Annotated in this window: 15 protein-coding genes; 10 read left to right on the top strand and 5 right to left on the bottom strand. The window is 42.8% G+C overall.

What is annotated here, in order from left to right; all coding sequences use genetic code 11:
* Positions 1-166 precede the first annotated feature (166 nt).
* On the bottom strand, positions 167-1,543 hold the full coding sequence (locus AACQ17_RS16665) for a diguanylate cyclase (RefSeq protein WP_017045991.1): 1,377 nt from the start codon (positions 1,541-1,543) through the stop codon (positions 167-169).
* 328 nt (positions 1,544-1,871) lie between these two features.
* Here AACQ17_RS16665 and AACQ17_RS16670 point away from each other — a divergent pair, with 328 nt between their 5' ends.
* Positions 1,872-2,963, top strand: coding sequence for a DUF3541 domain-containing protein (locus AACQ17_RS16670; RefSeq protein ID WP_094147250.1), 1,092 nt, complete (start codon positions 1,872-1,874; stop codon positions 2,961-2,963).
* Positions 2,964-2,974: 11 nt separating this feature from the next.
* Here AACQ17_RS16670 and AACQ17_RS16675 read toward each other — a convergent pair whose 3' ends face one another.
* Complete coding sequence (locus AACQ17_RS16675) at positions 2,975-3,901, bottom strand: DMT family transporter (protein ID WP_094147251.1); 927 nt, start codon at positions 3,899-3,901, stop codon at positions 2,975-2,977.
* A gap of 90 nt (positions 3,902-3,991) precedes the next feature.
* Between AACQ17_RS16675 and AACQ17_RS16680 the strand changes: the two genes are divergently transcribed.
* Together AACQ17_RS16680 and AACQ17_RS16685 are read left to right on the top strand one after the other, a co-directional pair.
* Positions 3,992-4,900: a LysR substrate-binding domain-containing protein gene (locus AACQ17_RS16680; protein ID WP_017045988.1), complete on the top strand. Its 909-nt coding sequence runs from the start codon at positions 3,992-3,994 to the stop codon at positions 4,898-4,900.
* A 325-nt stretch (positions 4,901-5,225) separates the two neighbouring features.
* Positions 5,226-6,401 carry a GGDEF domain-containing protein gene (locus AACQ17_RS16685; protein ID WP_047687751.1) on the top strand — a complete coding sequence of 392 codons (1,176 nt, stop codon included), beginning with the start codon at positions 5,226-5,228 and terminating at the stop codon, positions 6,399-6,401.
* Here AACQ17_RS16685 and AACQ17_RS16690 read toward each other — a convergent pair.
* Positions 6,382-6,672, bottom strand: coding sequence for a hypothetical protein (locus tag AACQ17_RS16690; protein ID WP_013868082.1), 291 nt, complete (start codon positions 6,670-6,672; stop codon positions 6,382-6,384). The two genes, AACQ17_RS16685 and AACQ17_RS16690, sit on opposite strands and share 20 nt — an antisense overlap.
* Positions 6,673-6,820: 148 nt before the next feature.
* On the opposite strand from AACQ17_RS16690, the gene AACQ17_RS16695 reads away from it, so the two are divergent.
* Together AACQ17_RS16695 and AACQ17_RS16700 are read left to right on the top strand one after the other, a co-directional pair.
* A complete protein-coding gene (locus AACQ17_RS16695) occupies positions 6,821-7,669 on the top strand; it encodes a pirin family protein (RefSeq protein WP_094147003.1) in 849 nt (282 codons plus the stop codon).
* Positions 7,670-7,766: 97 nt separating this feature from the next.
* Positions 7,767-8,513 (top strand): substrate-binding periplasmic protein, encoded by a 747-nt coding sequence (locus tag AACQ17_RS16700; RefSeq protein ID WP_013868084.1) that lies wholly within the window; start codon positions 7,767-7,769, stop codon positions 8,511-8,513.
* A 28-nt stretch (positions 8,514-8,541) separates the two neighbouring features.
* On the opposite strand, the gene ppnP is transcribed toward AACQ17_RS16700, so the two are convergent.
* A complete protein-coding gene (gene ppnP, locus AACQ17_RS16705) occupies positions 8,542-8,823 on the bottom strand; it encodes a pyrimidine/purine nucleoside phosphorylase (RefSeq protein WP_166538041.1) in 282 nt (93 codons plus the stop codon).
* 369 nt (positions 8,824-9,192) lie between these two features.
* Between ppnP and AACQ17_RS16710 the strand changes: the two genes are divergently transcribed.
* Entirely contained in the window at positions 9,193-9,636 is a 444-nt protein-coding gene (locus AACQ17_RS16710) for a DUF2850 domain-containing protein (RefSeq protein WP_026027942.1), read from the top strand.
* A gap of 94 nt (positions 9,637-9,730) precedes the next feature.
* Here AACQ17_RS16710 and aroG read toward each other — a convergent pair whose 3' ends face one another.
* Positions 9,731-10,783, bottom strand: a complete 1,053-nt coding sequence (gene aroG / locus AACQ17_RS16715; protein WP_013868087.1) for a 3-deoxy-7-phosphoheptulonate synthase AroG — start codon at positions 10,781-10,783, stop codon at positions 9,731-9,733.
* 299 nt (positions 10,784-11,082) lie between these two features.
* Here aroG and AACQ17_RS16720 point away from each other — a divergent pair, with 299 nt between their 5' ends.
* The 4 genes from AACQ17_RS16720 to AACQ17_RS16735 form a co-directional block, all read left to right on the top strand.
* Complete coding sequence (locus AACQ17_RS16720; protein WP_094147290.1) at positions 11,083-11,802, top strand: amino acid ABC transporter ATP-binding protein; 720 nt, start codon at positions 11,083-11,085, stop codon at positions 11,800-11,802.
* The gene (locus tag AACQ17_RS16725) at positions 11,802-12,599 is read left to right on the top strand and encodes an amino acid ABC transporter permease (RefSeq protein ID WP_094128079.1); all 798 of its coding nucleotides are present in this window, start codon (positions 11,802-11,804) and stop codon (positions 12,597-12,599) included. The genes AACQ17_RS16720 and AACQ17_RS16725 overlap by 1 nt, the downstream gene beginning before the upstream one ends.
* A gap of 97 nt (positions 12,600-12,696) precedes the next feature.
* Positions 12,697-13,479 (top strand): transporter substrate-binding domain-containing protein, encoded by a 783-nt coding sequence (locus AACQ17_RS16730; RefSeq protein ID WP_170935160.1) that lies wholly within the window; start codon positions 12,697-12,699, stop codon positions 13,477-13,479.
* A gap of 14 nt (positions 13,480-13,493) precedes the next feature.
* Positions 13,494-14,340 (top strand): amino acid ABC transporter permease (locus tag AACQ17_RS16735; protein ID WP_094167692.1); only part of this gene is annotated, 847 nt, incomplete at its 3' end.

Genomic DNA, 14,340 nt, shown 5'->3' on the forward strand with positions numbered 1-14,340 from the left:
CCTCGGCTTAGAAGGGTCACTTACTATATAGCAGGATGCATGCCAACTTTAAAACTCCCAAAAAACACCTTATCTGTCTACTTTATGAGCGGTTTCATTACAACGTGTCGCATAATAAATTTGCATTTTGCAATTAAATTTCAAAATGCAAATCTGAATAAACGATTTAGTAGTACTGTTGCCTCTTTTCTTGATACATCCGCTCATCAGCCAGTTTCAACATCGCATCCACATTATCAAATTCGGGGCTAAATGCGGCTGCGCCTACACTGACATGTAGGTTAATTAAGTGCTGCTCATAAATGACTGGCGCATTACACAACGCACTTTTTATTTTGAGACTGATCCGCTCAATATCATCGTTGTCCGATACTCGAGACAGCAAAACCAGAAACTCATCACCGCCAATGCGTGCAACTAAATCCGAAGAACGCAATACGCTTTTCACTCGCTCCGCACAAGCAATCAATACCTTGTCACCCGCAGCATGCCCATAGGTGTCATTGATCGATTTGAACTTATCAATATCAATGTTGAGGATCACAAAACCAGCCGATTGGTCCATTTTGATAGCCTGCTCAAAATATCGATCAAGCGTGTACATGAAGTACCGACGGTTAGGAAGCTGAGTTAATTCATCATGAAGTGCTCTTTCATTAGCAATAGAGTACAAGCGATATATCGTAATAAACGCCGCAACCAACAAGATTAAGATCGGGTAGCCTAACAACCGTACAATGTGGACCTGATACCAAGGCACTTGACCTAAAACATCGCTTTTCTGTGCAACAGCAATTTCCCAGCCGCCATAGGGAAAATGAACACTTTGTTTTGCAAAAGCTTTCGTGAACACCTCTTGTTCACCAAAAAATACCTCGCCTTCCGAACCAGTACTGTCTACCCCACGTATCGCCAAATTAAAGCGGTGAGTAAAACGTTCAACGCCAGTGGAAAGTAATAGCGAATCTAAATCGATCACGACACTGCATACTCCCCAATATTGTTGGTTATCAGGAGGGTCAGTAAATATAGGAATCCGAGCAACAAGGCCTCGCCCACCTTGAACCAGGTTCACAGGGCCTGCAATGAAGATCTCTTGGATCTCCCTTGCTTTTAAGATCGTGGCCCATTGTTTGGGAACGGTACGGTAATCTAAGCCTATTGTTTTGTGATTTCCGCTCAATGGATAGGTGTAACGAATCACATCATCAGGCGCCAGCCCAATCACGCGCAAATGTCTACCTTCATGTAAAATATTAGCCGCAATCTTTTCCCAATCTTCGAACTGAGAATGGGCGTTAATCGCAATTAAACTGGTTAGCCCATTTGCTACATAGATGTCAGACAAAATGGCAGCTTCTAACTGAGCTCGAATAATCGAAAGCTCTTCCTTTGCTCTGGTTTGAAGATTATCTCGGATAAAACTTCGTTGATTGAAGTTGATAATTTCGATCAACCCTCCACAAAAAATGATGAAGGCAACGAGAAGCAAATTGACAGACCACTGTTTGCCTGAGATATGTCTCATGCAACTCTCCCTCACTAGCCTGTAGCGATCACTACATGTGTATGGTTTTACTTGCTCTATTTAGAATAGTGCTTCTTACTTAAGATTAACGTAATTAATGAGGGAATACCCAAATTAATTACAAATTTGTTGATATAACCAAATGAACTCGTAGCTTTTTGCTAACATAGCAATATTTTAATTCATCAATTTGCATAGCGTAAAAAGCACAATCAGCTAAACGCATTATCCTAACGACGGCTCAAAGCGGTCATTTTACGCACACTTGACACATCACCAACAATAATAAATCCATTAAATGCTAATGTTATTATGAATATTAGCTTAGAGGTGTATTTTCATCATGTTATTAAAAAAGAGTGGCCTATTTCTGGGATTAGCTATTACATTGTGGTTGCCTGCCTCTGGCTATGCAGAGCCGGCGTCAACAACGAATAACACTTTTTCTGAATCTGCGGAGCTTATTCGTCAAACCTATGAAGAGCAACTTTTCACATTGCCGGCATTCAAAGAGGGGCACTATGGGTTACGGATGTATCGCCAAACTCTAGACCCTAAATATTCAGCAGCGGTGTGGAGTGATCTTGCTCGCGTGGCGAGCCGACTTAATCAATTTTCCGCAGAAGTTTCAACTGCTGAACAGGTTTTTCTCTACTCTGAGCAACGTTTGGCTGGATACTTCGATGACGCAGATGAACGCAGCCAATTACGCTATATCGCCACTAAACATATGCCAGAATACCTCTACTTAGGCGTCGACCTATTAGGCTCTATGGCCCGTGCCAACGAATATGGTTTGAAACATAAAGAAGATCAGCTTTTGCGCCAAGTGATCCGCCGTTATGATTTTACTAAGTACGCCACTGATGAAGAAATGATTAAAGCGTGGGCCGCACAACTTGCTAACCAAGTCTATTGGTTACGCCAGTTAGGTGAACAAGATGTCGTACAACCATTCATTGATAGCTTTAGGAAAACATACCCAGATTCTGCTGATAAAGCACTCTCCGCGCAACAATATGGCAATAAGCTGTATGGTATGACACACATTATTTTTGCCGATTCGGAATACTATCAAAATCCCATTAAAGAGCAGCAGCATCAATGGATCTTCGACTACTTTCGCAATAATATCGATACCATTTTGCTAAGAGCGAAGGAAGATGTGGTTGCTGAAGTTGGGATCACTTTTCTACTCGCAGGTTTAGAAAAAGATCCTGTTGTAGAAAAAACTCGTCTCGCAATTCAACAAGCGATTGATAAAAAGAAAGGGATGATCCCCTCTACCTCAGGTGTGTTTGACCTTGCCGACGGAGAGCACCGCAATGTACTTGCCATTATGTTACTTGACTGGCAGAAAACCAACCAAGCGCCCACAGTGAAAAATAATCCTAAGGTATTTTCTAGCCTGCCTTATGGGCTCATCAGACAGTAGCAATAAGCGGGTTAAGCTGATTTAAGCTGGTTTGACGATACTGAGGATTTAAATAGCTTCGGGATAAGAATTCCGGTAAAAGTTGCCATCACAATCAAGCCCAATCCTACCATTTGTGTTGGCAAGTACTGCACATTAAAAAACAACTGTTGCCATAAAGCGGTAAAAAGCAAATTGGTAAAAATTAACGGAGCGAGCTGCGAGCCAGAGTGTGCCAGACGGTAGGCTTTGGCTCGAAAAATTTGAGTGTTAATGACTAATATAGAGACTCCGCTCAAGGCAATAACCACAGCTAACTGCTGCAAGCTGCCCCAGGTTTGTTGAAGTACATTCGCGTCTACGGTAGGAAGAAATAACAAAGGTAGTAATAAGATTGATGCACACACAAACGTCCAAGCATTGATATCAATAGATCGCATATTACTTTTCGTCGCTCGATACAAGCTTAACTGCGATCCCGCATTCAGCGCTCCCGCAAGTAAACCGACCAATAACTCCATCCGTAAATGGATGCCCGAAACATCGCCAGCCAGCAGTAACACCCCGATAAATGTAATGGCCAAGCTCACAACCGTGCCTGTTTTCATCACTACACCAAATATTAATTTTTCTAACAAAGGAATAAACAGTGGACCAGTGCTAAACAATACAACACTTTCCACCAAAGAAAGATGTTGAAGTGAGTAAATAAAACAGAGCTGACAGCCTGCAATACATACTGAGCGAACCCACAGAGCCCGTTTCATACCTTTGGGAGGAAAACGGAAATGAGTTAAGCTCATTACTCCCAACAATATAAGCGCGGGGAGTAAAAATCGGAGAAAACTGAGACTTTGTAGCGGTATCTCATGTGCAAGAAACTTAGACAGTAGCCCTGTCAATGACAAGCTAAATGTGGAGGACAACATAAATAATGGAGCCAAAATTCGTGGGTTCATACAACTCTCCTCTAGTACAGCCATCATAGAACAATGACGAAAGGAAAAATAACGAGTAATATTAACCAAACCTGTAAGAGAAACTTACCAATGCGAAAACTACCTCCGCTCAAGTCACTCTACTCATTTATTGCCGTAGCAGAAACAGGCAGCATGACAGATGCAGCAAAGCACCTTAATGTTAGTCATTCAGCCATCAGTCAATCAATAAAAGCATTAGAGAACCAGCTAAACCAGCCGCTATTCAATCGCGTTGGGCGTCACGTCGTACTCAATAATGCTGGTCAAAAATACTATCGGAGAATTGCGCCTGCTTTGGAGCAAATCGTTGAAGCAACTGAAGTGCTTATGAGAGATGAGCGCCATAACCGACTGACACTCAACATGGTCAACTCATTAGCGCTGCACTGGTGGATACCACGAGTTAACCGCTTTCAAGAGCACGCGCCACATATAGACGTGAGAATATCGAGTTTAACAGGCACTTTTTCTCTAACATCAGAGAACGTTGATATCGCGATTGTTCATGGTAAACAAGATGAGTGGCAAGACTACTATTGTGAGAAACTTGCCGAAGATGAATTGGTGCTGGTATGCAGCCCTGAACTCATAAAACCTGACCTCATAAAGCAAGGTGATAAGCAGACGCTTTCATCCATACTTAAATGCCACCCAGCGATTATCGCTGTGAACGAGCGCCGCAAAAAAGACTGGCAAATTTGGTGCGATGCTTATCAACTTACCATGCCAGCAAGTCGCAAAAACCTATCATTTGTCTCTTCAGCACAAGCCGTACAAGCTACTATCCGCCAATTAGGTATTTTCGTTACCCATCGCCTCTTTGTAAAAGATGACATCAAGTTAGGCCTACTACAAGAACTCGGTTCCGCAGTGACTAATCCCTATCAAGACTACTACTTCGTTTGTGCCAAAGAGCAACTGAAACAAGAGAGTATCTTAGTGTTAAGAAGTTGGATCAAAAAAGAATTTGCGATGTAACTAAATTTGTAATGTAACTACAGGACGGCTTAGATTTTTTTGCTATATCCACATTTGCTTATATTCATTTTTTTATAAAAAAATAATGGCTTAAATAATGGCTTATTTGAACAACGTTAAAATAATCGACAAAACATGCTGATAATACAATAAGTTATAAAACAATTGATCACCGATTATTAATAGCCTAATGACTTAACGAAAACGCCAAATGATTAGCCATTGTATTTTTTAACTGACTCCATGCACTTCGTCCGCAAAACTCTGTTATTTATTCTAGACTTAACTCGGTATCTAATACTTTAGGATAGCATCGAGATCGAGTATGACTGAACTGGTAGGTAGACATTTAGAAGAGATGGCCAATATGCGAGCGTCACGCAAGCGTAGGGTCGTTGCCTTATGCTCATTTGTGTCTGTGCTACTTTTCGCCTTTTATGGCATTCTTCATTTTCTTGAACAGCAATATTACCTGAGCACTTTTAATTTATTATGCTTGATCGCCATTGCCTCTAATTACCTTTATTTCTACCATCACTCTGATAACACCTCCTATGCCGATTTATTCCTCAGTGCCATCTTGTTAACAAAAGGGGTCATATTACTACTATATGGACAGCATATGGTCGGCAATGTGCTGTGGTTGTTTCCAATTATTGCGGCGGTGATCTTCATTAATGACTTTCGAATAGGCTTAGTTTTTAGCTGTAGTTTCTTTATGCTAATTGGCGTCTCAGTACAACTCTCCGGTGCCGATATTCTTCCTCAATATCTCCCCATAGATCGGTTTTTTCTCAGTCTCATCGCACTCTGTTGCATGTGTCATATTTCCTCTTACTACTACAACAAAGCGGTTTGCTATATCCAGCATCTTTATCAAGAGGGAATTGAAGACCTTGCCTACACCGACCAACTGACTGGGCTCGCCAATCGTTGGAGTTTCGAAACTTGGGCACGTGAAAAACTCTCCCAGCAGACTGATAAAAAAACCATCACCGCACTCGTTTTTCTAGACATTGATAATTTCAAATCCATTAATGACAGCTACGGACATGAGGTCGGGGATCGAGTCTTGCAATATTTCGCCAATCGTTTAAAAAACAACGTCCGAAATAAAGACCGGAAAACCGATAAACACGATTACTCCATCGCGAGATTTGCCGGAGATGAGTTCGTGCTACTACTTTACGATATCAAAACGGTTAAGGATTTGGATGGCGTTCTCAACCGGATTTGTTATCTGTTTGAGGATAAATATCAAGGGTCAGAAATGATCAATAACCTCACCGTCAGCATCGGCGCTGCTTTGTTTCCTTCCGATGCTGATAACTTGGCCGAGCTGACTCGGTGCGCAGACAAAGCGATGTACGCAGCAAAACACAACGGCAAAAATCAATATCAGTATTACCAACATATTTCACTTGACCATACTGACGCATCTACTGCAACCCATTCAGCAACAGTGACACCAATAAAGAAAGCTAGCGAGTCATATACATAATCCACAAACCTACTGCACATACCACCACCATCCATGCGGCGTAGCGTGCTGTATTAGGTTTATTTGGTTTAGGGTGAATCACTGGCCTCATTGCCGCACGCCTTGCTGCTTCAACAATGGAAACGTCTTTATCACTGAGCTGTTCAAGCGTATCGCGATTTTTCTGCGCTTGATTAGCCACCTTGGTAAATCGGTGCATCTGCTCAAGCGTAAAATCCTCTTTGGGATCATAATGCGGATTCTGATCTTCATGTTTGGGCAACATAGACATTGGGCATCCTCCTCGTGATCCAACCTACTTTAATTATAGCCCCCCTCAAGATATGTTCGAATTTCTCGACGAAGACCTTCAAAACACAGCGCTCTTCTTTATCAGCACCTTGTCTTAGACTGATGTTATACCGACAAGGAGAATCATTATGCTAACGCAACGTGAAATAAAACAGATAATCCCCGCACAACCCACTTCGGATGGAGATGGCGTAAAAATTAGCCGCGTTGCTGGCTTTAATAACGCTAATTTTTCACCATTTTTAATGCTCGATGAATTTAAATCTGATCAAAAAGCCGATTATATTGGTGGATTCCCTCCTCATCCACACCGAGGAATCGAAACTCTCACTTATATGCTAAATGGGCATTTCCAACATCAAGATCATATGGGTAATGTCGGTGAATTACGCTCTGGTGGTGCCCAATGGATGGCCGCAGGAAGAGGTGTTATTCACAGCGAGATGCCAATCATGACTGAAGGTCAGTTGCACGGTTTTCAGATTTGGATCAATCAGCCTGCTAGCCAAAAAATGGCGCCAGCGCAATACCACGACTTTCAACCCGAAACCATTACCGAATACCACTCTCAAGAGGCTGGCCTGCTGAGAGTACTTGCGGGTGATGTCACTTGTGGCAACCAGATAGTAACAGGCCCATTAACAAAAACGGGCGTTAAATTGAGCGTGGCCGACTGGCGAGCAACACCGGGTAGCCAATTAGAGATCGCCACTCCCAATTACTTTAATGTCATGGCATTTACCTACAAAGGCAATGCACAGCTAGGCAGTAAAGTGTTGAAACAAGGCGAGCTAGCGTTGCTCTCAAAAGGTGAGTTCTTAACATTAAAAGCCAATGATACGAGCGGAGTATTGTTGCTAATGGGGCAACCCATTGATGAACCTGTAGTGCATTATGGGCCGTTTGTAATGAACTCATTTTCTGAGATAGAACAAGCAATTAAAGACTACAACTCAGGTCTGTTTGAACAGTATTAATCATAGGGTAGCCATCCGGCTGATCTTAAGTGTCATTTTGGGGTTCTCAGAAAGTTTGCCTATACTCAAGTAGTAAATTTGACGAGAGGCACGAAATATGTGGGTATTGACTAGAAATATTCTCATTTCATTGGCAGCAGTGCTGATCAGCTCAACGCTTTTTGCTAACACCCTTAAAGCTGATTTTAGGCATCGACCACCAGAAATGGTGATCAGTCCAGATGGTCAAAAAATCAGCGGCCCATTAAAGGAAATCATTGAAGAAGCAGCAAAAAATATAGGCTTCGATATCGAGTGGCGAAACATTCCATTTCCTCGCAGCCTTGCTACTTTAGAAAATGGTACTGTTGACATTGTTCCACGTGTCATACGAACAGCAGACAGAGAAGCATTTGTTCGCTTTATCGGTCCTATAAGTGAGCAAACACGGAATATTGTTTTTGTCACTCGCAGTGATGGGCCAGCAATCAACAATTATCAAGATTTACGAGAGCTGAATGTCGGTGTGAAAAGAGGTACCGCTTATTTCGAAGCGTTTGATCAAGACAAAGAGATAAATAGAACGGTTGTTAATGATGACTTCAACCTAGCAAGAATGCTAGAGGCAAAGAGAATAGATACCGTTATCGTATTGGATTTACCTGCGTTAGAAGTGGAATTAAAAACAATCAATTTTAGTAACTACCAAGTAGCAACCTACTACTATCCAAACACTATCGGCAACTATTACGGTATGCCTAAAAGCCATCCACAAGCGGATGCATTACAAAACGCTCTGTCTGAAATGGTAAAAAGTGGAAGGATCGAAGCTATCTATGCAAAATTTGGCTTAACAGCTCAATAAGAAATAGGGCTTTTAAGCCCTATTTCAACTACAAATATTCGCACAAATAAGCTGTTACTTCGGCAACTTTCAAATCAAAGGACGAATTCTCAGCGACTTCAAAAGATTCATTCGCTTTAAATGTAGACCAGTGTTCATCCCCTAAACGCTTTATCGTTAACGAACCTTTGATGACTGTCATACGCTCAGGAGCCGCCGTGCCAAAGGTGTATTCGCCAGGAGCCATTACGCCCACCGAACTGTCACCACTTTGGTGAGCAAAACCTAAAGATTTAACAGCCCCGTCGAAGTATGTGTTTTCTTTGATCATTTCTCTTCCTTGTAAAATAAACCACCAAAATATGGTGAATAACACGTTTGTAAGCCGTTTTATCTGAAATCGTAAAAATACACAAGTGGCAATTGGGATTAAACAAATAGTGAAACGCGACCTATACTGATCGGTAAGTCAACAAAATTCATGATGCAATGTTCATCTTGTCATCCATTAGTACTAGTTTTGGAAAAAAGATCATATTTTCCAGTGTGACATTTGCTAAACCACACGACATATTCCACTCTCTAACCTTGTTTTAATTGGTTAGCCTTACCGGTACTAGTCGCTGATTGCTTACGTTATGGAGTGGGAATGGCAGTTAAGGGTTTCACGCATGCAAATAAAGCCTCTTCAGGTCACCCTATGAAAAAAAAATGGGTATTAAAAAGTCTTTTTTGGATAGTGCTGTTCACTATCGCAGCTAGTTTTGCCACTTTACTTTTAGTGAGCTATCAAGAGTATACAAGCCCCAAAAATGTCTATGGTTCATGGATCGAAATCGGTACACCCAGTTATAGCACTGAGGTTCTAACTCTCAATTCAAATGGCGTGTTTCGAAATAATCGCTTAGTCAGCACTCAGTTTGAATATGATGGGGATAAAATTGTGATTAACACTGGTAGTGGCGTGACCATTTACCAACTTGCTGGGACAACAAACTCCCCTCAACTCAAGCGCATTGAACCTGTCATGCCTTTACAACGCTTTATCAAACAAGGCTATGAAAGCACGGTAGAAAACGATGAAAACGGCGACCCAAGTAAAAATCGTCGTTCAGCATTATCTGAGCACTTTTCACAACCATAGCGCTTAAAGTGACGCGATCAGAGCTGAGTCTAAATAGAAAAGCCCCCGAATCGGGAGCTCTGTTGATACTTTATATTATAGAGTGACGCCATATTTAGCGTGCGCGACGCGCCTCTACGGCACCAGCCAACTGACGCAATACCACTTCAGTGTCATCCCAGCCAATACATGCATCCGTAATCGATTGACCATAAGTGGCCGCACAACCATCCACGAGATCCTGACGTCCTTCAACGAGATGAGACTCAATCATCACACCAAAAATAGCATGTTCACCCGATGCAATCTGCTCACTCACATCTTGTGATACCACAAGTTGACGCTGGTACTGTTTAGAGCTGTTTGCGTGGCTAAAGTCAATCATCACTTTTTGTGGTAAACCGGAGATTTCTAGTTCCTGCTTGATAGCCGCGACATGTTGAGCGTTGTAGTTTGGCTCTTTACCACCTCGTAGAATGATATGGCAATCAGGGTTGCCTGCCGTTTGAATGATGGCCGAATGACCATACTTAGTGACCGACAAGAAATGGTGCGATGCACTGGCAGAGCGAATCGCATCAGAAGCGATTTTGATATTGCCATCTGTCCCATTTTTGAACCCAACCGGACAAGATAGACCCGATGCGAGTTCACGGTGAACTTGAGATTCTGTTGTACGAGCACCAATAGCACCCCAACTGATAAGGTCAGCCACATACTGCGGTGTGATCATATCCAAAAATTCGCTCGCTGTCGGCATCCCCATATCGGTCAAATCAAGCAGTAACTTACGCGCCATGCGTAAACCATCGTTAATTTTATAGGTATCATTTAAATAAGGGTCGTTAATGAGCCCTTTCCATCCGACGGTCGTACGAGGTTTTTCAAAATAGACACGCATGACAATTTCAAGGCGATCACCTAGTTCATCGCGCAACACTTTAAGACGTTTTCCATATTCAACAGCCGCTTGAGGATCATGAATTGAACATGGGCCAATGATCACCAATAAGCGATCATCTTTATCTTGTAGAATATTATGAATGGCTTCTCGAGCCTGAAATGTGGTTGAAGAAGCAACTTCTGTTGCCGGAAACTTTTCTAGAACCGCAACAGGAGGTAATAACTCTTTAACTCGTTTAATTTTTACATCATCAGTCTGAAACATTGCTTACTTCTTCCTTATTCTTTTCTACTGCCTACCGAACAACGGACAGGTTGGATCTATACGCAGCCTTGCTTTCGGCTCTCCCCTGTAACTTATCTACTAAAAACCACAACTTCAATCATTATTTTCAACAAAAGGCAATATTGGCTACTTTTTTACAAGATTATCATTGCGTAAAAAAATAGTTACACCTTTATGCTGGAACCCACAAATTAACGCTAATATGAGCTTCGTAGGTGCATTATCTCGTTGATATTGCTAAGGTAGGTGATAACAAAATAGCAACAAGATATTCAACCATGAATGCGATAGAGTTTGAAAAAGTAAACAAGTGGTACAATAATTTTCACGCTTTGAAAGACATTACTCTTCAGGTTCGTCGAGGGGAAATCTTAGTCGTTTGTGGCCCTTCAGGCTCAGGAAAATCAACATTAATCCGAACGGTCAATGGGTTAGAAGCTATCACCGCGGGCGAGATCACCCTGAACTCTAACCATTCCGACATCACACAGCCTGCAGGAAAAATCGGTATGGTTTTCCAGCATTTCAACCTTTTCCCTCACTTGACGGTGATTGAAAACCTTATTTTAGCTCCAATTCGTACACTGAAATTGAGTAAGCAAGCCGCAAGACAAAGAGCGAGCCATTTTTTACAGCGAGTGAATATTCTTGACCAAGCTGACAAATATCCGGTGCAATTATCTGGCGGTCAGCAACAGCGTGTTGCCATTGCACGCTCACTCTGTATGCAACCAGAAATTTTATTGTTTGATGAACCCACTTCAGCTCTCGATCCTGAAACCATCCAGGAGGTACTGGATGTCATGGTAGATCTTGCTCAAGATGGCATCACCATGATGTGCGTCACTCATGAAATGGGTTTTGCCCGAAAAGTAGCGGATCGCGTCATTTTTATGGATGAAGGAAGAATTCTCGAGATCGCTACGCCGGAAGAGATATTTCGTCAGCCAAAACACCCAAGAACTCAACAGTTTCTCAACCAAATATTGAGCCATTGATGATAAAAGTACTGATAAAACCGATCTTCTCCGCTCTAATACAGATAGTTCTATTGCTTGCGGGGATGGTATGGATACTTGATTCTGGCGCACATGCTATGGGTTACCAGTGGCAATGGCATCGTGTGCCTGATTTCATCGCTTTTTACGACGAGGGTGAATGGTGGCCCGCGGAACTGCTCGAAGGGTTAGCCGTCACGGTACAAATCTCAACGGTCAGCCTATTTTTTACGCTGGTCATTGGCTTAACAACCGCTTTGTTGAAGCTTTCCAATTCTGTGGTAGGGCGTTGGTTGGCCAATATTTATATTGAGCTTATCCGCAACACGCCGCTACTGGTGCAGATATACCTGCTCTATTTTGTGTTTGGCCCAGTGCTGGGCTTAGATCGCTTCTCTACCGCCATTTTAGCTTTGGCACTGTTTCAAGGCGCTTATACTGCCGAAGTGTTTCGTGGTGGTTTAAACAGCATTCCGAAGGGACAGTTTGAAGCGGCACGAACATTAGGGCTTTCTCGTTTTTATACCTATGTTGATGTGATCTTACCGCAACTTATCCAACGTACATTACCTCCACTGACCAATGAAGTCGTGTCATTAATTAAAAACTCGTCTATCGTCAGTGTGATGGCTATTTTTGACTTAACCACTCAAGGTAGAAATATTGTCTCAGAAACGGCGATGCCATTTGAAATATGGTTTACCGTCGCTGCAATTTATTTACTGTTAACTCTGTCTTTATCAGGGTTTTCAGCATGGTTAGAACACAAACTCGGGGCGCAATGGCGCGCTCAATAATCATCCTTAAAAGGAGAACATCATGCAGAAATCTGCACCAAAAGCGTGGCAACGCGCTGGGTTGAAGGCTATCGCCGCTCTATCGCTCGGGTTGACCATGTTACTAGGGATAACCATTTCCATACCCGCCTTTGCCAGTGAAACGCCTAGCCTTGATAAAATCACTGAACGAGGCACATTGCGTGTGGGTATGTCTACGTTTGTGCCTTGGGCAATGCGCGACAAGCAAGGCGACCTAATTGGCTTTGAAATTGATGTTGCCAAACGTCTTGCTGAAGATTCAGGTTGGAAAGTGGAATTTGTACCTACCGCGTGGGATGGCATTATTCCAGCACTCTTAGCACAGAAATTTGATGTCATTATCGGCGGCATGTCTATCACGCCAGAACGCTCGAAAAGCGTGCTCTTTACCACCCCCTACTCACATTCAGGCGTGCAGCTTGCTGCCAATCAATCCTTAGCTAATGGCTTTTCCACCATTGAAGACTTCAACTCTCGTCGAGTGACTATCGCAGCGCGACGCGGAGCATTTACCGTTCAAGTCGCTCGTGAAACCTTCCCCAAAGCCAAAATTCTGCAATTTGATGACGATGCACAAGCCTTTCAAGAAGTATTAAACGGCCAAGCACACGCCGTGATTGCGTCAAGCCCTAAACCTGAACATGAAACAGTGAAACACAGTGACAAACTGTTCATTCCTTTCAATGAACGGTTGTCCAAAGGAAACGAAGCGTTTGCCGTTCGCTTAGGTGAAGAGGACAAAAAAGCCTTTTTTGATCAATGGATTATTGAACGAACCAATGACGGCTGGTTAAATGAGCGCTACGAATATTGGTTCTCAACGCTAGATTGGCAAAACCAAATCGTCTCAGGGCAATAGCCTGAGGGGCGGATGTGAATAGAACAAAAACCGTACTGTATGAAAAACGGAGCCTTAAACCATGGCTACGATTATCGCTCAATAAGCTCGATTATGCGTTACTCGTAGCACTGTTAGGCTTTGTTATTTGGTTAACGCACCGAGCCGAGCTTGGGGTGAATTATAATTGGCGTTGGCAAGAAGCTTTTGCTCTGATTTTCACCCCAACGAGCCATGGTGCTATCCCTTATTTCTTTCAGGGGTTAGTTGCTACTTTGCGCTTAAGTGTCTGGGCGATGGTGCTGGCCCTTGTGTTAGGCACACTGCTTGGCGTAGCACGCCACTCTCAGTTTTCGTGGTTCAGAATTCCGGCTAACGCTTTTGTGCAATTAGTTAGGAACATTCCGCCGCTGGTTTTCGTGTTCATTTTTTATTTTTTTGTCTCCAATCAACTGATCCCGTTGTTGGGCCTAGAAAACCTACTACGGGAACACCATAAGCCAACCAATGTCATTCAGCATTGGCTGTTTGGTCCTTCTCATCTATGGGAAAATTTGTTCTCTGGAATTGTGTGTATTGGGATGCTTTCATCGGCCTACATCGCTGAAGTTGTTCGTTCAGGTTTGGCCGGAATCGCTCAAGGTCAATGGGAAGCAGCGCACTCTTTAGGGCTGTCTCGATGGGTAAAATACCGATACGTCATTGCCCCTCAAGTATTGGCGGCGATCACGCCGGCTTTAGCTGGGCAAGCGATTTCTTTGGTCAAAGATTCTTCGATTGTATCGCTAATTTCAATTCAAGAAATGACGTTTGTTGGCACAGAAATCGCTAACTCTTCTGGGCTTATTTTTGAAATATGGTTGTTAGTGGGCGGTGCATACT

Origin of the sequence: Vibrio sp. V10_P2A27P122 (assembly GCF_963874335.1) — a bacterium.
GTDB classification, from domain to species: domain Bacteria; phylum Pseudomonadota; class Gammaproteobacteria; order Enterobacterales; family Vibrionaceae; genus Vibrio; species Vibrio anguillarum.